This is a genomic window from Chitinophaga pendula (assembly GCF_020386615.1).
Taxonomy (GTDB): domain Bacteria; phylum Bacteroidota; class Bacteroidia; order Chitinophagales; family Chitinophagaceae; genus Chitinophaga; species Chitinophaga pendula.
This window is the reverse complement of sequence record NZ_CP077769.1, coordinates 1,305,047-1,328,692: the sequence shown is the minus strand read 5'-3', so window position 1 is coordinate 1,328,692 and position 23,646 is coordinate 1,305,047. Positions and strand designations below refer to the sequence as shown.

At 50.8% G+C, this 23,646-nt stretch carries 21 protein-coding genes; 4 read left to right on the top strand and 17 right to left on the bottom strand.

The genetic code is table 11. From position 1 onward, the window contains the following. Window positions 1-53: 53 nt before the first annotated feature. From KTO58_RS05400 to KTO58_RS05370, 7 genes are all read right to left on the bottom strand, one after another. Window positions 54-611 (bottom strand): NUDIX domain-containing protein, encoded by a 558-nt coding sequence (locus KTO58_RS05400; RefSeq protein WP_095840368.1) that lies wholly within the window; start codon window positions 609-611, stop codon window positions 54-56. Between the two features lie 18 nt (window positions 612-629). Next, on the bottom strand, window positions 630-1,070 hold the full coding sequence (locus KTO58_RS05395) for a GNAT family N-acetyltransferase (RefSeq protein WP_095840369.1): 441 nt from the start codon (window positions 1,068-1,070) through the stop codon (window positions 630-632). 341 nt (window positions 1,071-1,411) lie between these two features. Then, window positions 1,412-1,879, bottom strand: a complete 468-nt coding sequence (locus KTO58_RS05390) for a DinB family protein (RefSeq protein WP_095840370.1) — start codon at window positions 1,877-1,879, stop codon at window positions 1,412-1,414. Next, on the bottom strand, window positions 1,876-2,781 hold the full coding sequence (locus KTO58_RS05385) for an EamA family transporter (RefSeq protein WP_095840371.1): 906 nt from the start codon (window positions 2,779-2,781) through the stop codon (window positions 1,876-1,878). Before KTO58_RS05385 ends, KTO58_RS05390 begins: the two co-directional genes overlap by 4 nt. A 75-nt stretch (window positions 2,782-2,856) precedes the next feature. Beyond that, window positions 2,857-3,279 (bottom strand): GNAT family N-acetyltransferase, encoded by a 423-nt coding sequence (locus tag KTO58_RS05380; RefSeq protein WP_225860071.1) that lies wholly within the window; start codon window positions 3,277-3,279, stop codon window positions 2,857-2,859. Window positions 3,280-3,325: 46 nt separating this feature from the next. After that, the gene (locus KTO58_RS05375) at window positions 3,326-4,735 is read right to left on the bottom strand and encodes a pyridoxal phosphate-dependent decarboxylase family protein (RefSeq protein WP_225860070.1); all 1,410 of its coding nucleotides are present in this window, start codon (window positions 4,733-4,735) and stop codon (window positions 3,326-3,328) included. 247 nt (window positions 4,736-4,982) lie between these two features. Continuing rightward, entirely contained in the window at window positions 4,983-5,471 is a 489-nt protein-coding gene (locus tag KTO58_RS05370; RefSeq protein WP_095840373.1) for a methylated-DNA--[protein]-cysteine S-methyltransferase, read from the bottom strand. 389 nt (window positions 5,472-5,860) lie between these two features. Here KTO58_RS05370 and KTO58_RS05365 point away from each other — a divergent pair, with 389 nt between their 5' ends. After that, entirely contained in the window at window positions 5,861-6,646 is a 786-nt protein-coding gene (locus tag KTO58_RS05365) for a M12 family metallopeptidase (protein ID WP_095840374.1), read from the top strand. 61 nt (window positions 6,647-6,707) lie between these two features. Here KTO58_RS05365 and KTO58_RS05360 read toward each other — a convergent pair whose 3' ends face one another. From KTO58_RS05360 to KTO58_RS05325, 8 genes are all read right to left on the bottom strand, one after another. Further along, a complete protein-coding gene (locus KTO58_RS05360; protein WP_095840375.1) occupies window positions 6,708-7,640 on the bottom strand; it encodes a DNA-3-methyladenine glycosylase 2 in 933 nt (310 codons plus the stop codon). A gap of 36 nt (window positions 7,641-7,676) precedes the next feature. Further along, window positions 7,677-8,207 (bottom strand): ArsR/SmtB family transcription factor, encoded by a 531-nt coding sequence (locus KTO58_RS05355; RefSeq protein ID WP_095840376.1) that lies wholly within the window; start codon window positions 8,205-8,207, stop codon window positions 7,677-7,679. Window positions 8,208-8,380: 173 nt separating this feature from the next. Continuing rightward, window positions 8,381-10,081 (bottom strand): carbamoyltransferase N-terminal domain-containing protein, encoded by a 1,701-nt coding sequence (locus tag KTO58_RS05350; protein WP_095840377.1) that lies wholly within the window; start codon window positions 10,079-10,081, stop codon window positions 8,381-8,383. 19 nt (window positions 10,082-10,100) lie between these two features. After that, on the bottom strand, window positions 10,101-12,479 hold the full coding sequence (locus KTO58_RS05345; RefSeq protein ID WP_095840378.1) for an ABC transporter permease: 2,379 nt from the start codon (window positions 12,477-12,479) through the stop codon (window positions 10,101-10,103). Window positions 12,480-12,508: 29 nt separating this feature from the next. Beyond that, entirely contained in the window at window positions 12,509-13,852 is a 1,344-nt protein-coding gene (locus tag KTO58_RS05340) for a UDP-N-acetylglucosamine 2-epimerase (protein WP_095840379.1), read from the bottom strand. A 65-nt stretch (window positions 13,853-13,917) separates the two neighbouring features. Continuing rightward, window positions 13,918-14,733 (bottom strand): galactosyltransferase-related protein, encoded by an 816-nt coding sequence (locus tag KTO58_RS05335; RefSeq protein WP_095840380.1) that lies wholly within the window; start codon window positions 14,731-14,733, stop codon window positions 13,918-13,920. Between the two features lie 16 nt (window positions 14,734-14,749). After that, on the bottom strand, window positions 14,750-16,207 hold the full coding sequence (locus tag KTO58_RS05330) for a glycosyltransferase family 4 protein (protein WP_095840381.1): 1,458 nt from the start codon (window positions 16,205-16,207) through the stop codon (window positions 14,750-14,752). A gap of 8 nt (window positions 16,208-16,215) precedes the next feature. Further along, complete coding sequence (locus tag KTO58_RS05325) at window positions 16,216-17,844, bottom strand: hypothetical protein (RefSeq protein WP_095840382.1); 1,629 nt, start codon at window positions 17,842-17,844, stop codon at window positions 16,216-16,218. Between the two features lie 632 nt (window positions 17,845-18,476). Here KTO58_RS05325 and KTO58_RS05320 point away from each other — a divergent pair. The 3 genes from KTO58_RS05320 (at window position 18,477) to KTO58_RS05310 (ending at window position 21,274) form a co-directional block, all read left to right on the top strand. Continuing rightward, on the top strand, window positions 18,477-18,845 hold the full coding sequence (locus KTO58_RS05320) for a helix-turn-helix domain-containing protein (RefSeq protein WP_198315015.1): 369 nt from the start codon (window positions 18,477-18,479) through the stop codon (window positions 18,843-18,845). Between the two features lie 73 nt (window positions 18,846-18,918). Then, window positions 18,919-19,674: an SDR family oxidoreductase gene (locus KTO58_RS05315; RefSeq protein WP_095840384.1), complete on the top strand. Its 756-nt coding sequence runs from the start codon at window positions 18,919-18,921 to the stop codon at window positions 19,672-19,674. A 157-nt stretch (window positions 19,675-19,831) separates the two neighbouring features. Next, the gene (locus KTO58_RS05310; protein WP_095840385.1) at window positions 19,832-21,274 is read left to right on the top strand and encodes an aminotransferase-like domain-containing protein; all 1,443 of its coding nucleotides are present in this window, start codon (window positions 19,832-19,834) and stop codon (window positions 21,272-21,274) included. A 114-nt stretch (window positions 21,275-21,388) separates the two neighbouring features. Here the strand turns inward: KTO58_RS05310 and KTO58_RS05305 are convergent, their stop codons facing one another. Both KTO58_RS05305 and KTO58_RS05300 read right to left on the bottom strand, forming a co-directional pair. Continuing rightward, window positions 21,389-22,510 (bottom strand): ABC transporter permease, encoded by a 1,122-nt coding sequence (locus KTO58_RS05305; protein ID WP_095840386.1) that lies wholly within the window; start codon window positions 22,508-22,510, stop codon window positions 21,389-21,391. Then, entirely contained in the window at window positions 22,510-23,616 is a 1,107-nt protein-coding gene (locus KTO58_RS05300) for an ABC transporter permease (RefSeq protein WP_095840387.1), read from the bottom strand. The genes KTO58_RS05305 and KTO58_RS05300 overlap by 1 nt, the downstream gene beginning before the upstream one ends. Between the last annotated feature and the right edge of the window lie 30 nt (window positions 23,617-23,646).

The following is a 23,646-nucleotide window of genomic DNA, read 5'->3' as shown; positions in this document are numbered from 1 at the left end:
AATAATTCAATGCCGACAAAAGACCGCCTCCTCACTACCTACTCTTCCTTCCACTACCATCGACCCTCCAACTGCATCAACCGCAACTGCAAGATCCCCGCTACCGACATACTATCCGTGATCATCCCCGCCTGCACCTGCCGATAAGCCTCCTCAAATGGCACCTTTTTGATCACCAGCTGCTCCGTATCCTCCGGCTGCGGCGAATGCTGCTCCAACTCCCGCGCCAGGTAAATGATCGCCACCTCGTCACTGATAGAATTCGATAAATGCATCTGCAGAATAGGCTCCCAACGCTGCGCCACCAATCCCGTCTCTTCCAGCAACTCCCGCTTACCGGCATCCAGCGTATCCTCCCCCAACGGTGCCCCGCCAGCAGGGATCTCCCAGCTGTACTGCTCCAACGGGAACCGGTACTGCCCCACCAGGTAAATGTTACGTGCCTCATCCACCACCACTACGCCTACCGCCACATGCTTGAAATGTACCACCCCGTAAATACCCCTGCCGCCAGCAGGGTTGATCACCTGGTGCTCGGTCAAACTGATCCATTTATTGTCATAAATAGCTTGCCCCGACAATATCTGCCAGGGATTCTCGGTCATATTCATCCTGTCATTGATTTATGCTCACACAGATAGATAATAATAAAAAGAGGTCTCGTCCTTCACATACCCGCTCCGCTCATACAAAGCCTGTGCCCCCGTATTCGTCACATAAGTCTGCAACATCACCCATTTAGCGCCAGTATCCTCCGCCAACCCGCGCGCCGCAGTCAGCAACGCCCTCCCAATACCACTACTACGGCGGTCCGGCAACACATACAGGTCATTCAGCAACCACGCCTTCCCCATCCCCACCGACGTAAATATGGGGTACAACTGAACAAAACCCAATACCTCCCCCTCCTCCATCGCCACAAAGATCACACTCTCCTTCCGGCCCAGCCGCTCCCCGATAAATGTCTCCGCACCCGGCAGATCAGGCGCCTGGTCATAATATACGCGGTAAGCATCAAATAATACCGCTACCGCTTTGGCATGCTCCGTCGTCGCTGTAATAACTTCCATATGAACCTTGTTATGTTTCGATTTGCTTCCACAAAATACGAATAAGCCTCCTCCGCACAACGCCCTTTCTATAACATTCCTGTATCATTCCTATAGCATTCGTATAGTCATTGTATAAGCAAAGCATATAGTTGCATATAGAATGACTATACAACGCTTATACAACCTATATGCAACAAGTATGCAACCAGCTGATTATCAATATGCTAATATGTTTTAGCATTTCAATGAACTGGTTATCAATAGCTTATACAACAAAAAGGGCCAACCTACCGGTCAGCCCCCCAGCCAGATGCCCTTACCGGTAAAAACCGGTTGGGCAACTTGCTTTATACTTCTATCTAAAAAACTTGATCCTCGATCCCCAACTGTCGCATATGATGCCGCAGATGTGCCACATAATCTTCCAGCAGCGATCCCAGCGTCACCGGCTCCCGGTCGCCGATATGACAAACATGCGCCAGGGCAGCCGCAGGTATCAACCGTACCATATGCGCGATCTGCCCGTTCAACCCCGCCCATAACCCCAGCAATGCCGGCCACTCCGCCTGCTGATACCCTTGCAACCGTACCCAGCTATCCTGGTCGTATACCGGCGCATAAAAAGACGTGACCGCCTGCGCCCGCACAAACCGGGGCAAGTTGTTTAAAGCCGAATCAACCAGGTGACCCACTATCTCCTGCTTACTCCACTTACCAGGCCCCGGCCGCACCGCAGCCGCCACACCCGGCAACGGCTGCAAATAAGCAACTACCTGTTGTATAATCCTCGACAACTCATTCGCTACCCTTTCCGTCATTTCATTCATATCGCCTTTTTATGTTTGTTAAATGCATAGTTCACCAAGTACACTCCCAACAAGGTGACCAGACAGGAAATACCTGTCACCCAGTTCAAGCGCTCCTTTAATATCAACCAGCCCAATAACACCGCCACAATAGGATTGATATAAGCATACACCGATGCCAGCGATGGCGGCAACGTATTCAATGCAAACACATAAGAGGAGTAACTGAGTATAGAACCGATAAAAATCAGGTATATCAGGCTCCCCCACAACTCTATCGTAAAGTCCGCCACATGCGGCTGATATCCCATCGCCGTAGCAATACTGATCATCACGATCCCGCTGAATACCATCTGGAATCCCGCACCGTACAAAAAGTTAATGTCCAATGCCCATTTAGCCGTCAACACAGATCCGAATGCCCAACACAAACACCCAATGAACGCCAGCAGGATACCAAACCGGAAATCCGGGTTCAGCAGACTCCCCAGGTAATCGTAAAAGATACCGCCCACTCCCAGCAAACCAATCATCATCCCCACAATCAACAACAACGAGAACCGGTTCCTGCTCAACAGGAAATAACTGAAGATAGTCATCCAGATAGGTACCGTCGCCGCAATGATCGCCCCCAAGCCACTGGGAATATAATGCATCGCCCATGTCAGCAAGCCATTACTGCCACATAACATCATCACCCCAATAATAAACAACCGCGACAACATACCGCGCTCGGGCAACTTATAACCTCTCAACAGGAAAAAACTGGTCAAAATAATCCCTGCCACCGATTGCCGGATACCCGCCAGCATCATCCCGTGCATATGCCTTACCCCTATCTTGGTAGCCAGGTACGTCGTACCCCAGAATATACTCACCAACGCCAGCGCAATATATGCCTGCGTATGTTTAGACTGCTTCATGATACTGTTCTGATAAATAACACCACGTTCACAACACCGTCTGCACACTACTTTAACACCTCCTGTATGCCGTATTTACAACACCTTCTGCATATGGAATCCCAGAATGATAAATCCCTCCCGGAAATAAAAACGATGCGCATCCCGGTTCTGCACATACGCATCCAACATCACGGTCTTACAGTTCGTAGCCACCGCTTTCTCTTCTATCCAGCGGCATAACAACTTCCCGATCCCACCGGAACGATACGTAGGATCTACTACCACATTATCCATCTCGATATACTTGCCACAGTATATTTTCGTCCCTATCCAGAATCCCGATATCCCTACACAACGCTCCCCTTCATACACCGCTACCTGCCCATACCCCTTAGGGATCATGTCAGCCAGCATCGTCTCATAATCGGCTTCCTGCAATGGCGCATTTAATAATTGTAACAGCCAGTAATTGGCCTTCATCTCTTCCAGTGTGGTCAGTTCCCTTAATACAAACATGTATGTGATAATTATTGTCAATTCACCGTTAACGCCTCTACGCCCTTTACACACGCGCCGGCAGCATCTCCACCTGCTGCTGCATCTCCTCCCACACGATCGCCACATCTTCATCCGTAGTCCGCCAGTTTACCAACGCGGCCCTTATAGCCGGTACACCGGCATAATAGGTGGCCGTCATATATACCACACCACCGTCCTGTAACGCTTGTAAGTAGGCCGCCACTGCCGCTCCCAGCTCCTCTTCCGCCACATGGAGCGTAAAGCAGACCACACACATATGCACCGGTGCCAGCAACCGGAATCGATCATCCGATGCAACATGCTGCCCCAGCAGCTGCGCATGACGGATGTTGCGCGTCACCAGCTCACGATAACCTTCCCTGCCATAGGCCTGTAAAGAGAACCAGGCCGGCAAAGCCCGGAAACGCCGCGAATTCTCAGGCCCATAATTCGTATAGTTAAATTGTTTTGCAGGATCACCCAGGTAAGCTGCCCCGGCATTTTTGAATACCTCCAGCTGCATCTCCGGATGCCGCGTAAATAGCATCGCCGAATCATATGGTACATTCAACCATTTATGCGCGTCAATAGTAATACTGTCCGCCTGCTCCCATCCCGCCACCAAATGACGATGCGTATCGCTGAGTGCCGCAAACCCGCCAAAAGCAGCGTCCACATGCAACCAGAAAACATATCGCTCCTTCAGTTTCACAATGGCAGCTATGTCGTCAAAGTCTACCGTATTCACCGTACCCGCACTGGCAGATACGATCACCGGCTCTTCCGGATGAGCGGCCAGGTATTGCTCCAGCTGCAATACATCAATCGCTTCCCTGCCAGGCAAAGTAGGGATGCGCACCAGCGCATTACGCCCCAATCCCATCATTGACATCGACTTCACCACGCTGGAATGCGGCGTCGCCGACACCACCTTGATCACCCCCAACGCATGCAATCCCTCCTCCCCTATATTAATGCCACGCTGCATCCCCAACCACTGCCTGCCCGTCGCCAACCCGCTGAAGTTCGACATCGTAGCGCCAGACACAAAACATCCCAGGTACCCCTCCGGCAAACCAAACAACTGTCGCAACATATGCAACGCCTCTTCCTCCATATGAAAAGATACCGCCGTCCTATCCGCTGCATTAAGATCCATCGCCGCCGTCAGCCAATCCCCCATCAAAGCAGCTGGTGTAGTACCTCCCGTCACAAAGCCCCAGTAACGGGGCCCCGCACTGCTATTCACATAAGGAGCATACAGGGTCTCAAACCGGTGCATCGCATACGACGCCCCATGAGCCTGCTCAGGCAATGACAACCGCTCAAACCCCTGCATACCTCGGCCCACAGGTATCGCTTCAATAGTAGCTAAAAATTGTTCGCTGAAGTCTTTGGCAGCTGCCAATAGCTGGGATGTCTCCTGTAAATCCTGATGAATGCGGTCGTTCATACTTATATAGGTTTTGGAATGCCTCAATGAAGACCCAAAATTGATACTTTTCCGGAATTAAAAACAGATGCAGTTTCGCAAATATCGACCAGATCAGATAGGGGGCGCATAACAGTGTAACACCATAGTGGTAAGATAGTATAGGAGTGTAACAGCTTAACACAATAATGGACAACAGCAGAACTAACCCCACAATGCACCATAACAGCATAACAGCACAAGACAGTAACAGCACAACAAAAACCCGTCAGAACAAACGAAGATCTCCATAACGTACCCGCCGCTCATGATCCAGCAACCAGCGCTTACGCCATACACCACCGGCATAACCGGTAAGCGCCCCATCACTACCGATCACCCGGTGACAAGGCACCACAATAGCCAGCTGGTTCTTACCATTCGTAGTACCCACCGCCCGTATGCTTTTAGGATCTCCCAACCGCTTGGCCTGCTGTAAATAAGAGATCGTAACCCCATATGGAATATGTAACAGCTCCTGCCATACCCGCTGCTGAAATTCACTACCTGGTTGCACCACCGGCAGATCAAATACCTGTCGCTCCCCATCGAAATATTCCTGCAACTGCTGCCTACATTGTAGCAATAACGGTGGCGCCTCTTCGCAGTCCAATCCATCCGCCTCATCCATAAAATGTAAGGCATCGATATAAGCAGCAGTACCACGGATCTTCAACACCCCCACCGGTGTAGACATATATATAGTAGCTGTTTCCATAGAGTACGTATTTTATACACAATACATAATGATTAGTACATAATTCCGGTATATTTTGTAAACTTCAGATATTGTTATATCTTCATGTCAGAGCAAATCATATTTTCCGTTAACATCATTATTACTATCCGCGCGCGCACCATTTCAACATCAGAACAAGTCGAAGAGCCATCAGCACCTAACATTGAAAAACTGAAAAAAGAAATCTAAACACATGCCATGAACAATGACCACTGTCTATCTGTTCAGTCAATGACGGACTGATACCCTTTTATCATATACTACCGCCCGCCTGCTGCTCCCGCTGCGGTACATCGCTTGCACAACCTGTATGCGAAAAGGATAGCTTATGCTCCTTATCATTTTTATCTAAACCAAAATCAATTTCCATGAAATCCAAAGTACTGCTGTTCGGTCTGGCACTCGCGGCCTTGGCCAGCTGTCAGAAATCCAATGACGCACTCGTTGCGGACGATACCTCTCAAGAAAAAGATGTCCCACATGTATGCGTCGACAAAGACCTGCAACAACCTGGTGGTCCTCAAACTGAAGCCGCTGGCCTCACCGCTAAGTTCTGGCCCAATGGTAAGACCATCACCGTTAAATTCCTCAATGGCACTTCCTTCGTGCAGAATAAGGTCATCCAGTTCGCACGTCAATGGGAGAGCTACGCGAACATCCGCTTCAGCTTTGTAGCGGCCAATCAACCAGCTGAGATCAGAATAGGCTTCCAGTTCAACGGCGATGGTGGCTCCTGGTCATACATCGGCAAAGATGCCGTTGGTATCAGCGCCTCCGCTCCTACCATGAACTTCGGCTGGTTTAACGCAAACACCTCCGATACAGAATTCCGTCGTACTACCGTACACGAATTCGGTCATGCTATCGGTCTCATACACGAACAATCCAGCCCGGTAGCTAACATCCCGTGGAACAAAGAGGCAGTATATAACTACTACGCCGGACCTCCTAACTACTGGAGCAGATCACAAGTAGATTACAACGTATTCTTTAAGTATGGCACCTCCGGTACACAGTACTCCCAGTACGATCCGGCTTCCATCATGCACTATCCGGTGCCTGCGGCTTTCACGACCAATGGCTTTTCCGTTGGCAACAATACTCAACTGTCCACACTGGACAAACAGTTTATAGCAAAGATCTATCCTAAATAATCCCTCGCTGCAGCAGCGCGGGCCCGACAGCCGGCACACGAGTTGCCGGCTGTCCTTGTTATCATTCAGCATCCGGATAGCCCAACGGCAACTTGCCTGGCTCCAGGAACGAATACCATAAATAGAACGTCGCATACGCCGCATGTTCTCCCCAATGAGCCGTTAAGGCAGATACCTCCTTCAGCGTTGGCTTCGCCGGCAAAGCCAGCTGCCTCCGCAACGCATTGTGCAAACCCGCATCCTCCAAAGGCAATGCCTCCGGAAACCGCGCATACTTCATCAACACATAATTCGCCGACCAGTTACCGATCCCTTTAAAAGATCGCAGATACTGCAACGCATCGCTATACCCCATCTCCTTCAACCGCTGCCCATCCAGCTGTCCGCTAGCCATCGCCGCAGCAATCACATGGATATAAGCCGCCTTCCCACGGGAATATTGCATATCCGTCATCCACTCCGCAGGTACCGCTGTAACCACTTCCGGTACAGGATACACGTAGTGTGTCGCTCCCCCATGTTCCAACGCATAACCAAAAGCCGTCACAAAGCGCTTACGCAATGTATAGGCAAATGGCAAACTGATCTGCTGCCCCGTGATCGTCCACGTCAGCGCCTCAAACAGATCCGGTATCCCTATCAGCCGCAATCCCTTATAACGTGCCACCAACGGCCCTAACACCGGATCAACAGCCGCAAAGGCATAAAATGACCGCAGATCAGCATCCAGGTGCAACCATTGCGTCACATAACCACGCACAGCCTCTGCAGATACGGCCCCCTCACCGGTATACAATACCTCCGCCACCAGCGACTGCTGTTCCCTGTCCTCCGTAATACACAACAACACAGGTTGCCCTTCATACACCATCATCTTGTATATCCGCCCATCCACTACCTGGTGCAGACACTCCCGGTCCGATCGTCCCAGGAATCCCAAACAGGCAGTATATGAAAAATTCGAATGATCCGTCACCGGCAACTGTATCTTCATCGTTCTTTTTTTTAGTAGTGTGTCAGCAGCAACCCCTCAGGGCTTACAACGCTTACAGGCCCTATACCCGTTTTTGATCGCATCCTCCCTTGTGGAATAAAAAATCACATTGTCAGGCTTGGGATTCGCCCCACAAGAGGGCTTGCAGAATATTCCCGTCGTCTTCACCGCATTGTAAAAGATCGTATCGAAAGACCGGTCCTTACTCAACATCGCCTGCAACATCACCGGGTAAGTCAACTCCATGCCTGGTTGATATATCTTACGCTCCAGGAACACCCCATGGTCATTTTTGACTGATTGACGATCCAGCTGCAGATACTCCTGCAACCAATCCCTCAGCTGGAAAAACGCCCCCCTGTTCAGATAACCATAGCGCTCCCGCCCAGCCTGGTAGATCTTTACTAACCCACACGCCTCCAATACCCCCAGGTGCTTTGAGACCGCCTGCCGGCTGATACCTTCAAAATGCTCATTGATCTGGTTTACATTCAATGGCTGCCTCCGCAACAATTCCAGCATCTCCCTCCTGACAGGATCAGCAATACCTTTAAATAGCTCATCCATAATAAGCAACTTTTTAGTTGCACAAAACTAATGCAATTATCGGGTTGCACAAATTTATTTACAGCCCCGGATTCCCCTCTCTTTTTACACCAAACAACAAGCCGTCGCCCAACAGGATAACACCTACCTGGCAAGCGACGGCTGCTATCGGTTATACCGATACTACTACCTGACTATGATGGCAACAACGACTGGTGCACCTCCTCCGATGGTAATGCCGATACAGCCGCCACCCTGAAATAAAGCGTGTTGCGGCTCCATACATAATTTACCTTTCCCCACTTGATCACACTATCCACATCAGGGAAAAATCCGGCGCCCTTATAGTTGGCACTGGTATTACACAACAACGGCACTCCCGACAACTGCTCATAAGCAGTCAGTAATTCATACAACACGGCATTCTCCGCCCGGTTGATGGTTTGTAAACGGGCACTCCCATCCACATGACATACCGCCGGTATCCGGTCCAGCCACTCCTCCCTCACCTGGTGATCGTACAACATCAACGGGTCAGGGCTGCCTGGAATAAACAGCTCCGGTGCCCGTTCTTCCAGGCATACCGGCGCCACCGGCCGGTAATCTTCCCGCTGTTTGATATCATTCAGTAGTTGTTTCATCGCCATGCTCCGGGCATCTGCCAGTATACTGCGATTACCCAACGATCTGGGTCCCAATTCCGCACGTCCGTTCAGCATCACCACCGGCTCGCCACTCTCATACAAGAGCGTCGCCAGGTCGGCTATACTACACGCACGTTGCGACCAGCCACTGGCCTCTACCGGTACATCCCGCACACCAGGACCGCTATATACGTCCCACTGCAGTACACGGTGTGAAGTAGCATGCATCATCTCACAACAGGCTACCCCGATCGCATTACCAGCATCATTGGGGAACGGTGGGATCCACACACCTGTAAATAACCCCGAAGACCGGATCGCACTGTTCCATTTTATATTCAGGGCACAACCGCCGGCATAACAAAGCGGCGCTGCCGCCTGCCCCTGTTGTGTTACCAACACACGCAATCCTTCTAACAGCTCCAGCTCCAGGAAACGGTCAAACGTAGCGATCGCATCGGCGCCCTCCATCTCCGGAAAATCTGCCATTACCGCCATCAGGGCCTGTACCAGCTCCACACTGCTCCAGGCACGCTTCTCGGCCCGGAACAACTGCCGGAACCCTTCCAGCAGGTCCCAATGCACACTACCCAATCCCACATACGCCATCACTTTACCGGCAATGGAGAGATCGTAAGCATTCCTGGCCTGCTCCTTAAATGGAGAGAACTGCTGTGCAAACAAGGAATATACATTACCGTTCAGCGCAGCTACCGCTCCCAGGTTAGTCATACGGTCCGCACCGGCATTATAAAAGAACAGCTGCGGATACATACCGCCATCCCATACCAGGCAATAGGCATCCTGCCGCGCAGCAGCAAATGGGCTGGTACAATAGGTGCTGGCGATATGCCCTGCCACATGCAGATAAGAGTGATAAGTAAGCGATAACGTCTCCTGTGTGAAGACAGTAGGCGCCAGCACATCCTCCGTAGCTGTCACCTGGTGACCATACCTGGAAAGTATAAACTTCACCGGCTGATCCCCTGCATACACGATCCAACCATATGGCAAGGGCTCTTCCGCTTCAAACTCCCCATAATCATCCCAGCCATCGATCACATATCGGTCTACCATCTCCGCCGTATAACCGTTCTTTTCGAGGATGGCTGTTACCAGGTTAAAGTTGTCCAATAGGGCATGCCGCTTCCTGTTATTCAGCTTCTCCAGCTCATAACAAAATACCAGCCGGCCATTATCTATCAGTGCAACGGCACCGTCATGTGTCAGTTTAATACCACAGATAATCATATGTTTCGCGTTGATAGCACTATTCCTTTCGCAGGCTGGTCACCGGCTGTTGGCGGGCAGTTCGCAACGCATGATAACTCACCGTTACGACAGCGACGATCAAAGCAGCTACTCCGGAATAGAGAAAATTGAGGTAATTAAGGGAGGTACGGTAGGAGAAATCTTCCAGCCAACGCCGGGTCAACCACCAGGCCACCGGCCAGGCAATCACGTTGGCAACCAGTACCAGGGGAACAAAACTTTTATACAACAGTAATACCACATGCGTAGCTGAAGCACCCAGCGTACGGCGTATGGCCATTTCTTTAGTACGTTGCTGCGCCGTCAGCGCTGACAGCCCAAACAATCCCAAGCCCGCTATCACGATCGCCATCGCCATAAACAGGTTGATCACACTCCTCGCCTGCTTGTCCTGCTGATACAATGCATCCAGTGAATCTGAAACAAAACTTATTTCTAATGGGTAAGGAGAACCAAACTGTTGCCAGGCACTACGTAATCCTGCCAGCGTCTGCTCCCTGTCACCGCCCTTGATACGTACAACCAATGATGACAACCGGCTCGGCCAGCACAACAGCAACAAAGGTTGTATCTCCTGGTGCAGCGACGCCATATGGAAGTCCTTCACAACGCCTATCACCGGCTCCTTCACCCGGTCGCCTCCCAGGTACTCCAGCTCTTTGCCGATCGCTTCTTCTGCCTTCTTCCAGCCAAACTTTCGGGCAGCCGTCTCATTGATGATGAAAGCATGCGTGGTGTCAGTAGCATAATCCGCAGAGAAACCACGGCCGGCCACTATCGGCAGCTCCAGCGTCTGCAGGTAATCATAGTCTACCATAGACACCGCCAGCAACCGCGTCTCTTCCTTTGAGGTAGCCGGTAGCTTTACATCCGAGGCATCCAGCTCATCTCCCAGGGGGTTGAGCGTAGCCGCCACCTTTACTACGCCCGGCTGCTTCAGGAATGCCTGTTTGATCGGGTCTGTATTACCGAACCATTTCGGATCACGGATCACCACATTCAGCAAATGCGCTTTATTATAACCCAGCGATTTATCGCTGATATAAGACAGTTGTTGCGATGCTACCAGGGAGGAAATGATCAGGATGATCGACACGGTGAACTGGAAGATCACCGCTCCCATGCGGAAAGTAAAACCTGAACGCCCCCTTGTTGCCACCTTGGCACGCAACGCCGCCGTAGGCGTAAAACGGGACAGGTACAAAGCAGGATAACCTCCCGCCAATGCGCCAAAGATCAATATGCCCAACAGGTAACTCAACAGGTTGCCTGGCAGGAACAACATCGTCCAGTGAAAAGCCTGCTGCGTAACCCGGTTGAACAATGGCAAACACAGCCAGGATAAGAGCAACGCCATTATAAAAGAGAGGAACACCACTACATAAGATTCCGTCATGAACTGGGAGATCAACTGCCCGCGATGTGCACCAATGGCCTTACGGATACCAATCTCTTTCAATCTTGCATGATGCTGCGCCGTCACCAACGTCACATAGTTGACACCGGCCAGCGACAAGATCACCAATGCCGTAAAAGAGAAGATCCATACAATGGAAATATCACCATTAGCCTCGATCTCCTGGGCCATATTGGAATGCAGGTGGATGTCCTGCAAAGGCTGTAAGTGTAGTTGTACCTGTGATACATCTTTGGGGTCCCGGTACTTACTGATGATCAGTGGTAATTTATCATCCAGTTTCGCTGCATCACTATTTGCTTTGATCAGCACATAGGTCCACAGCCCGCTGATATACCAGTTCTTCATCCAGCCGCTCACCTCCAGCGAAGTAAGCCCGTCAAAATGAAAATGCGCATTTTCGGGCAAGTCCCTGATAATGCCGGTGACCATATAGTCTTTACGGTTAGCGATCGTTATGTATTGTCCTAATGCTTCCTTTTTTCCGAAATAACGCCTGGCGGCAGACTCCGTCAGCACCATACTTTGCGGACGGGTAATGGCAGTAGCAGGGTTACCGGCGATAAAATCCACATCAAATACCTTGAAAAAAGTAGAGTCAGCCATCGCGATCGTCTCCCGTGGATAATGATCCATGCCGTTACCTACCAATATATTCCTTCGCAGCAACAACCGTACGCTTTCTTCCACCTCCGGAAATTCCTGCTCCATCGCAGGCCCTAACATCCCGCTGGTAGTAGCCACCTGTTGTGCCGCACCGGCAAATTGCTGCTGCTGTACCACCCGGTAGATACGACTCCCCTGGTGATGCTGACTATCATAACTGAGCTCATGCCTGACCAGCAAAAAGATCAGTATGCAGGTAGCAATACCGATCGATAGCCCGAACAGGTTCAGAAAAAATATTCGCTTATGACGTAATAAATTCCGCTTCGCCGTTAACAGATAGTTCAGCAACATATCATCTCATTTTTTAATTGTGATAGCCATTATACACTTACCGCTTCAAATATATCCTGCCCCACACGGCTGGCTATCGGCACATATGTCTGCAATATACCGGCAATACGGTCACCTACCGCTACCTGGTATAGTTGTTTTTCGTGATTACTGAATAAAGTATCCTGGTTGGAAAAGATATGCACGAGTGACTCATAGATAAAAGTAGCACTGACAGGCGGCACCAGCAGGTTATTATGCACCTGCAGGATCGTCTCCGGCCGGTCTGTACTGAACCGGCAGGTGATACAGGGGATGTCCATGATCTGGGTCTCCTCCTGCAATCCACCACTGTCAGTATATACACCAAGACAATGCGCTGAGGCGAGGAACTCCATCACATGGTGATACAGTGGCCATAGCGGCGTTATCCGTATATTACCTTTACGTTGTAATGCATCCAGCTGCGGTTGCAGTCCGTATACCTGTATCGCTTTGCTCAATGCATTGGAGAGTACCAGTACGATCTGCAGACCGCTGTCTCCCAACTGCTGCATGGCTTCGAACAAGACCAGCAACGTACGGCCGTCCATGTTCTCCCGCCGGTGCAGGTCTACCCGCAACCATTTCCCTTCGGATAGAAAAGGATAGATCTCAAATATAGACTGCTGTATATGCTCCCGGCGGATCAGGGCCACCGCATCTGCACTCAGCGATCCTACAATCTTAATGTCACTGCCAGGTACTCCTTCCTCCAGCAACCGCTGCTCGTTAAAAGCTACCGGCGCCAGGTACAGTTGTGAACACAGGGTCGCAAGCCTGGTATCGATGCCTTCAGGGAAAGGATCATCCCGTACAGATCTCCACTCGCAACTATGCCGCTGCAAGTCAATATAATCCCGGTAAGCAGCCCCCGCATCCAAGTGGTGGAAAGGCGAATAGGATCTTAATCCCGCCTCCACATGTATGCTCCGGATGCTCGTCTTCAGATACCAGAGTAATGGGAACATACCCGCCGTATACGTATCTCCGGATACTACCGGGATGGCAGGCATACGCAGTCCCATATTACGCAGTAACGTACCCAGCCAGTTGACTTTTTCCGCCAGGTCGCCGGTCCGCTCCATCATACCGCCCCTCACATGTAGATATATGGATACCAGCTGCTCATACCGCAGCTCTTCACGGGCATTCACCAGGTCTTTTTCGAAATGCTGACCGGTGTCTATAGCCAGGTAAGGCACCTGCTTCTCTTCCAAGGCCAGTATCAGACTGGCCAGTTTAATATAACAAGGTTTGGTCGCAATCAGGATCAGGTACAGGGGTTTTCCCGTAGAATTGGATAAGTCTACTTGCGTACGTACTGTAATGTCATTTGCACGAGGGGGTATCATATAGCATGCTGCTTTTCCGGGTCAATGGTTTGTTTTTCAGCTATCGGTCAGCGGCTCACCTTCGTTCAGGGAGCTACCGGTGTTCCCAGGTAACTTTCAATGTCCTGCTTGTAGGTACCCAGGTAGTTGCCCTGGCTGTAGTTATCCAGGCAGATACCGAAGTTCCTTTGCTCGCTGACTTGCCGGCTGCCTGCCGGCAGTACACGTACATCGTCGCCATGCGTCAGGTGTATCGCGCTGCCACAACGTTTCCATTGCAATGCCAGTACGAGCTGTAATCTGGCCAGCAGGTCGTTGTCTTCCCATCCCCATCCTTCCAGTGCAGCATTCATCCCGTTCACCGTTTCGAAATCTGCCCGCTTCATAAATATCAGTCCGGGAGCGCTGCGGCTCTTTTCATTGATGAATATACGGCTGGTCTCTATCTTCACACGCCGCTGAGTAATATCGGCGATCTCGATATAATAGGCCAGCTCCGACAGGTAGCTGGATGGACCACCAGGTTTGGCAGCTGACTCTTTCACTTTCTCTACCGTCACAAAATGATCTGCCGGCAGATAGGTAAGCACCTCTGTCAACAATGCTTCGGTAAAGATGATATCCGCATCCAAAAAGAACAGGTACTGCCCTTTTGCATGGTGTGCGCCTACATTCAGACAGTAACACTTGTTGAAGACCTTCATCGCGGAGAGAGAAAGGACCTGTATATCCAGGTCTGCCTGCCGGACAATGTCTGTCAACATCGCCTCGTCGCCGCCGCCATTTACGATGATGATCTCTGTGGGATAGGAAAGGAATGCAGCCCTGTTGTCTTGTAAGGTCTGCAACAGGCTGGGCCGGTTGCTCCAGGGGATGATAATTGAGAATAACACGGACTGCATAACGATTGATCTGGTTTTAGTTATTCATAGCGGTGTAACATAGTAGTCCTATATCCACCAGGTGTTGTATACAGGGCAGGTCAGCCCCGCTTTGTGCCAGGAGTTCCTTTACGCTTACGGTGCCATCGCAATAGGTGACGACAGCTCGCTCCTGTGTGTTAAGCTCGTAACGGGCAGGCCACGCAGGATCATCCAGTACTACAGTAGCAGCGCCTTCGCCATGTAAAGGTGCGGCCAGGTATACCTGGTCTTCCAGTGTGACCTTCGGCACGGCTATACTTACATAATGCTGTACCGGCGCTATATAATGCTCCCAGGACTGCTCGATGGCAGGCAGGTAAGCCGTCTTCGCCGGCACCGGCGCTTCGGGACGCAGCTGTACCGGCCTGCCGGGTGATTGCTGGTATCGGATAATGGCCGCTTCGATCGTATCTGCCAATATCCGGCTGCAGTTCTCCCGGCTGAAATATTCCGCCCGCTTCAAGGCCGCCGCCGACATCTGCCGGCGCAACGCCTCATCCTGCAATAAACGCAACGCAGCCTGATAACCTCCCCAGCTATCCATACGGATACCTGCAGGCGTCATCCAGGTAGGCATCAGGTAACCGGTCTCCCCCCTGATCACCGTATCTTTCACCCCTCCGTAAGCAGCACCAATGACCGGTGTACCACAGGCCATCGCCTCTACGGGAGCATAACCGAAATTCTCATCGATAGAATTAGTCGGATGTATCAGCACATCCATCGCATTGTAACAAAGCCCCAGCTCTTCATTGCTCAGATTGCCGGGGAAATACAACAGGTCCTGTTGTAATCCGTATTGCTGTATCTGTTGTTGTATATAACCGGGATAGGTTTCTGTAACATAGTTAAGCACTGGATAGTCCACCCAGTATTTGCCGATGATGATCCCCTTGATACGTTTGCCGGGTAATGCCGCTTTCAAGGCACGCAGCATCAGCAGGTAACGGTGTAGGTTCTTCTGCGGCAACAGGCGGCATACATATCCCACTACATAATCCACGTCCGCCAGTGGCAGTTGAGCACGGACTTCCGCATTATCCAGCGGACGGAAATACTGCCCGTCTACCGGCAATGGCAGCTGGCTGCATACAGGTCCCTCGCCTTCAAACATACCTTGCAGTATGTCGCTATCCGACTGGCAGTTCACCAACAGCACGTCCGTAGTACGCAAGCGTCCCAGATGTTGTCGCAGGAACGCCTGGTCCAGGATCGCTCCTCCATGCATGCCAAATATCAATGGACAACCGGGTAATTCAGGTAACGTCCATCCTGCTGCTCCCATAAAATTGACAATCGCATCAGGCAAGGGGCCTTTGATCCCTGCCTGCACATCCCCTAGATCGCGGGTCTGAAAACGGGCAGCGATCGTCTCCTGGTAAAAAGCCCGCGTCCGTTCCAGACTGGGCCACATACTTTCCTGGAAGGCCAGTAACCCCACATCTCTCATCATCACTGCTTTTAGGAAATAATACGAATATTGCTGGCTACCGGATGGAAGTCGGCATAGGTAGCGGCAATCAAAGACTGCATCGCACCAGATAACGCTTCCTCCGGGTATTCTTCTTCAAAAAGTATCTGCAATCGTCCCCGGTTCTTATACCAGTTGTCATCCCATTGTACCGTCCTGTCCGGGAACAATGACTGTACCTTGGGCGTAACAGCCTGCACCACATCATTCATCGGCTGCACCGCATCACTTTCTATATGCACTTCTATACCGATTTTATCGCCATAGTCCAGGAATTCGTAATGAAAAGAACGCGGCCAGCTAGGCGGGCCTATGCGACGGAAATGTTTGAATCCGCCTCTTGCCTCCAGCTCTCTGTCCGCCACTTTCGCATAGTGATGTAATACCGTCAGGAAACGGTCCCGCTCCTGCTGTACCGGCTTCGCCAACCGGAATACATTGCGGTGTACTTCACTCAGCTCCGTGATCTTGGCCGGCGCTGTACGCCACGGCGTACGTTCGTCCAGGTTAACAGTATATGCCGCCAGGTCCAGCGTTGCCGGCGTACCGGCTGGCAAGGTCACATCCAGCTCCTGCAACAGGGTTATCCCCCTGCGATAATGACCGAAATGCAGAAAACAATCCTCGAAATAAATATAGGGCAGGTAGTCAGGTATGATCTCGTTCAACAGGTTCACCGCATGGAACATCGCATTCACATGCGCCACTCCGGGCGTAAAACCACATTGCGCTGCCAGCGTCGCCAGCTCCACCAGGTGTCCTACATAGAAAGCATGGTTCTCCAGGAAGTTGGATATCTTCAGTACATCCCGCAACTCTTTCAGCCGGGGATTATCTTCCAGCAAAATACCGTTCTTTAACGACGCCTGCGACTCCTCCAGCGTCATACACAACAGGAACAGGATGTCCAGTTGCCCATGCAGAAACTGCTCCGCTACCGGGCGATACTCCGCAAAACCTTCCACCCGGTGACTGATCGCACAGATACCTTCCGTCAGATGCACCTTACGACATACATCGAATGATCCGTAATAATGCGCATCTATAGCCATATCCATCACCGCTTTCAGATCATGCGGTTCTCCACCGATAAGGAAAGGGGGTATATCTTTCGAAGGCTCCAGCTGGGACAATGCATATAATAAATGCCCCAACTCATGCCCTTGCTCTTTTCCAATATTTAATTGCCGGGTATGACGACCCAACTGCCGTAACGTAATATCCGATTGCCCGATAGGCGCATCCGCATCTACGCCTGCCATCACCGCATACGCGAATGCCTGCCAGGGATGGAAGTCCCCTTCCGGCTCGCATTGAAGAATGAAAGGATTCCCTCCTCCGTCATAATGCACAAAGGGAAGCATCTCACTGATCATCTCCCGTTGCCGGTAGGTAGCATTCCCCCATCCGTTGATGATATGACACAAATAAGGCAGGCCATCCCGCTCAATGATATCAGGTACGTGTGATGCCATGATATCCGCCAGCTGACCGGCCAGCTGACCAATCCGTTGCTTGTTCAGCGACACATGCCGATGTGCCATCTCCTCTTTATAAGTACGAAAGGAAGCGTCTAGTTCAGGGGCCAGCTCAAATGGCCACCAGATAGTGTTGGACATGGAATTACAGGTATATTCGTTCAGTAATGTCAGATAATGGTCTTATGATTCCATAAGCAGAAAAAGAGGCGACCCCGGTTACGGAGTCACCTCTTTTCATAATGGGCTTAACCCAGGATCTCGTTTTGGCTTACACCGCAACAGCCCTGAGTACAGCAACCTCTCAGCAGTTCATTTTCTGAGAATGTAGTCAGATCGGAAAGTTTGGCAAACATGCCTTTTTCATTTTGAGAGTTCATGGTTTTGGGTTTTTTGGATTAAAACAATGTTATAACTCGCTGAAGATAAGGAAATCATTTTTTTAATTCCGATATTCTTGCCGCAAAAAATCCACCCTTAGCTGAAATCATAGAGCAGGCAAGCCCTCCCACCTCCATGCTTTTTTCCACACCCATGATGTATAAACCCACGCCCCTGCCGTATTCACCTGCCATCCGGCATTTACAGCAACATAATGCTGCCCTCGCTAAAAAATGTCCTTTTTATAAAAAAATTAGTAAAAGCCGTAAACAGCAGCCTATAATCGCCATAATTATCTAACTCCCGAAAAGTTCACCGCAGCGTTTATATATAAAAACCGACCTTTAGGTGTCATCCTAAGTTTTGTACCGATGTCAAACAGTGAACACACCTTGAAAAAAAGAAGTACAGAGATCACCCAACAGTATCTTGATTTCTTGGATCAACATATCGAAGCTGTGCTGAACGGCCATACACCGGAATTTATGGAATTGAATCAAATAGCCCGCGAACTCGCCGTTTCCCACAAACACCTGACCGATACCGTTCAAAAAGAAAAAGGACACCATCCCTGCTATTTTTATGATGCAAAGATCATTGACAAAGCAAAAGCCTTGCTGACCGACCCCCAACTCTCCATTGCCCACATCGCACTCACACTTACCTACGACCCTTCTAATTTCTCCAAGTTCTTTAAAAAGTGGACCGGCACCACTCCTGGTCAATTCAGAGCTGCGATCCGCAACAAAACCGTGGGGTAAAATTTCCGAAAAGTTCACCATAATCACCCTGCCTGCCTAACAGACCTTTGTCATAATTAAAACGAACACCATTATGACAAGTAACGATGTAAAAGGAAAAGTAATACTCATAGCCGGGGGCGCGAAAAATCTCGGTGGCTTACTCAGCCGCAACTTCGCTGCTAAAGGTGCTAAATTAGTCATCCACTACAATAGCAAAAGCACGCAATCCGACGCAGAAAAAACATTGGCCGCTGTACAACAGGCCGGCGCCGATGCTGTCCTCGTACAAAGCGACCTCACGGACGTGAAAAATATAAGTGCCCTCTTTGATGCAGGCATAGCAACATTCGGAGGCATCGACATCGCCATTAATACCGTAGGCAAAGTGCTGAAGAAACCTTTCCTGGACACTACCGAAGCAGAATACGACAGCATGAGCGATATCAACGCCAAAGTAGCCTACTTCTTCATCCAGGAAGCAGGCAAAAAGCTCAACGACCATGGCAGGATCTGCACCATCGTCACCTCGCTGCTCGCAGCCTATACCGGTCTGTATTCCACTTACGGAGGCTTAAAAGCACCGGTAGAACATTTTACCAGGGCAGCTTCCAAAGAGTTTGGCGGCCGCCATATCTCCGTGACCGCCGTAGCCCCCGGCCCCATGGATACCCCATTCTTCTATGGCCAGGAAACCGACGATGCCGTCGCCTACCACAAGTCTGCAGCAGCACTGGGAGGCCTTACCAATATCAGGGACATCGCCCCCCTGGTGGAATTTTTAGTGACAGATGGTTGGTGGATCACCGGACAAACCATCTTCGCAAACGGGGGCTATACCACCAGATAACACCATATTGCCCACTACTTCATCTAGGTATAATGCAAAAGGGTAAAGCGCTCGCTTTACCCTTTTGCATTCCCCACCTCCCTGCAGCTGCGGATTTTTTTGATAAAAAACAGTTCCTACTTTCGTAATTTTGACCATATCAGTTCAAACAGACCGCATGCTAAAGACCGCCGATCATTTATATCTGCAGATAGCTGACCAGATCGCACAAATGATAGATAAAGAGGTGCTGAAATTCGGGGACAAGCTCCCTTCCGTACGCACCGTTAGCAAAGAACAGGGCGTCAGCCTCAGCACCGCCTTCCAGGCATACTATCACCTCGAAGGCAAAGGGCTGATAGAATCGAGGCCCAAGTCCGGCTACTATGTCAAATTCTGCACACGCCGCCTGCCGCCACCGATACCCATCGCCTGCGAACCGGTCAAAAAAGCCACAGAGGTTACCGTCGATGAAATGATGAATAAGGTGATCCAGCAGATCACTGCCCCCGACGTACTCAACTTAGCCATGGCAGTACCTCCCGTCGCTATGCTGCCGTCGGCCAAGATCAGCAAGGCTGTTATCCAGGCCATGCGCAGCATGCCGGCAAACGGCGTCGGTTATGATCCGGTACAGGGCAACCTCCTCCTCCGCCGGCAGATCGCCCGCATCTCCATGCTCTGGGGTGGTACCGTCACGGAAGACGATATAGTCACCACCAACGGCTGCTCCGACGCCCTCACCTTATGCCTGGGCGCTACTACCCGCCCCGGCGATACCATCGCCCTGGAAAGCCCTGCCTATTACGGCACCCTCCAGCTGGCAGAAAGCCTGGGCCTCAAAGTACTCGAAGTACCCACCCATCCCGTTACCGGCGTCGACCTCCAATATCTGGATACCGCCATCCCCCGCCACAAAATCAAAGCTTGCCTCTTCGTCACCAATTTCAATAATCCACTGGGCGCCTGCATGCCGGATCGTAACAAACAAGAACTGGTACGCATACTCGAAAAACATGAAATACCACTGATAGAAGACGATATATATGGTGATATGTATTTCGGCAAACAACGCCCTGCCTTGTGTAAGACATTCGACAAACAGGGCTATGTACTGCTCTGCAACTCCTTCTCCAAATCACTGGCACCGGGCTATCGCGTAGGCTGGACCATCCCCGGCCGGTATAAAGACAAAGTAATGCGGCAGAAGATCGTACATGCCATCTCCTGCTCTTCCCTGCCTCATGCTGCCATCGGTCACTTCCTGGAGAATGGCCGCTACGAACACCACCTCCGCCAGCTACGCACCGCCCTGCACACACAATACCTGCGCTATGTACAGGCGATCGGCGAATACTTCCCGGAAGATACCCGCGTCAACCGCCCACAGGGTGGCTTCGTACTCTGGCTCGCACTACCACAACATGTCAATACCTATGAGCTGCTGGAAATGGCACTCAAACATAAGATCGCCTTCGCACCAGGCAGACTGTTCTCCTTGCAGGACCGCTATAACAACTGCCTGCGGGTATCCTATGGACATCCCTGGAGTAAACAGGTAGATGACGCCCTTAAGACATTGGGGAAACTGGCCGGCAAACTGGCACAACGCAACAACTGATCCCCGCAACGCATAAAAAGGGCCGGGGCAAGAATACCCCGGCCTACTTTTACCTACAACTGTTACACTGTTAGTAACTAAGAGGCAGTAACTGCCTCCTGGCTCCTACAGCATTTATCCGCTTGTCTTACGATAATTCAGAATGGCAATTCCGTTCATCACCACCGCCAGCAACACCATGATATAACAGTAGTACTGGATATCCCGCCAGCCACTCCCCTTCAACATCACCATCCGTATCACCTTTACGAAATAAGCAATAGGGTTCGCCTTGGTGATCGCCTGTGCCCAGGCAGGCATACTCTCTATAGGCGTAAACAGCCCGCTCATCAGCATAAAAATGATGATAAAGAACCAGGCAATGAACATCGCCTGCTGCTGCGTGTCCGTGATCGTAGAGATAAACAGCCCCATCCCCAGCATCACCCACATATAGATCGCTGCAAAAGCAAATATCAACAGCATACTCCCGGCAATATGCAGGTGAAAGACCAGCTTACCGATGATCAGCCCCACCGCCAGCTCAAAAAGCGCAATGATCCAGAAAGGCAGCAGCTTACCGAGTATAAAGTGATGCTTGCGTATAGGTGTCACATTTAACTGCTCTATCGTACCAATCTCCTTTTCCTTTACAATATTCATCCCGGACAAAAAAGCCCCGATCATCGTCACCAGCACCACCAATATGCCAGGTACCATAAAGGCCTTGTAATCTAGCCGTACATTGAACCAGTTGGAGGCTGCAACGGCCATCACGGGAGGCCCCTGCCGCTTGTCCAGCGCCAGCCATTCCAGCCGTATCCTGCGGTTAAAATCATTAATGATACTGCTGGCATAGCCGTTCGCCAGTCCGGCCTTGCTGCCGTTGATCGCATTCACCAGCAACTGTATACTCACTTCATCCTCCCGCACCAGCTTACGCTCGAACCCCGCCGCAATATTGAAGACCACATCCGCCTTGTCCTGCCGCAGATCAGCATAAGCCTCCCCCGCGTCGAACGTCTGCCGGTGCAGATGGAAATAACCGGATGCCAGCAGCTTTTGTACCAGCTGCCGGGACCAGGACGACTGGTCATGGTCCACCACGTCCAGCGCCATATTGCGGACCTCATAGTTTGCCGCATTCGATAACACCAGCAACTGCACAATAGGTACGATCAATATGATACGTAACATCGCCTTGTTACGGAATATCTGCAGGAACTCCTTCTGTAAAATGAATCGTATAGTACGCATTAGCTCAACCGGATTTTAAATTTGCGGATACTCAGCCCGATAAAGAACAACGTCATCCCAAACAGGATCACCGTCTGTACCCAGATGTCCTTCAGCCCCGATCCTTTCAGCATAATATCCTTCAGTATGGAAATAAACCAACGGGCCGGCATCACATTTGAAATGATCTGTAAAGGCTTCGGCATGCTCTCTATGGGAAATACAAAGCCGGAAAGCATCACCGTAGGCATCAGCAGCCCCATCATAGATGCCATCATAGCTGCCTGCTGGGTAGCCGTAACCGTAGATATCAGGATACCCAGCGACAAAGAAGTAAGTACAAACAATACACATTCCAACAGCAACAATACCAGGCTGCCTTTCACCGGCATGCCAAACATCGTCACCCCCAATCCCAATATCACCAGCGCATTGATAAAAGACAACAGGATGTAGGGCACCACCTTCCCCACGATGATCAATGCCGGCGGCAAGGGCGATACCAGTAATATCTCCATGGTACCTAACTCCTTCTCTCTGGCAATGGTGATACTGGTCATCATAGCCGATACCAGCAACAGGATCAGTGTCATCACACCGGGTACGAACAGAAATACGCTCTTCAGCGAAGGATTGTACGCCATCCGTACCAACGTATGGATCGTGAGCGGCAATGCTTGCTGTCCACTCAGCTCCTGCTGATACCCAGTGATGATCACCGTCGCATAGTTGACCAGCGTAGTCGCGGTATTAGGATCGCTCGCGTCTGCCAGCAACTGCACCTGGGCCTCCTTCTTATGGAAAAAATCCTGTGTAAAACCAGGTGGTATCACGACCGTCATTTTGATGTCTCCCTCCCGGAACGCAGGTGTGATCGCCTGCTGCCCACGTAGTCGCTGCACCACGTCAAAGTAACCGGAAGCCTGGAGCCGCGCCGTCAGCTGCTGACTGTAATGATCGTTCGCCTGGTCCAGCACCGCGATCTTGGCGTGTTTGATCTCGTTGGTGATCGCAAAACCAAACAGAATGATCTGCACTACCGGCATCCCGAAAAGAATGAGCAGCGTACGCCGGTCGCGGAAAATATGATAGCACTCCTTACGGGCAAATACAAAAAACTGATACATGACGCTTGTTTAAAAGTATAGATCGGCACT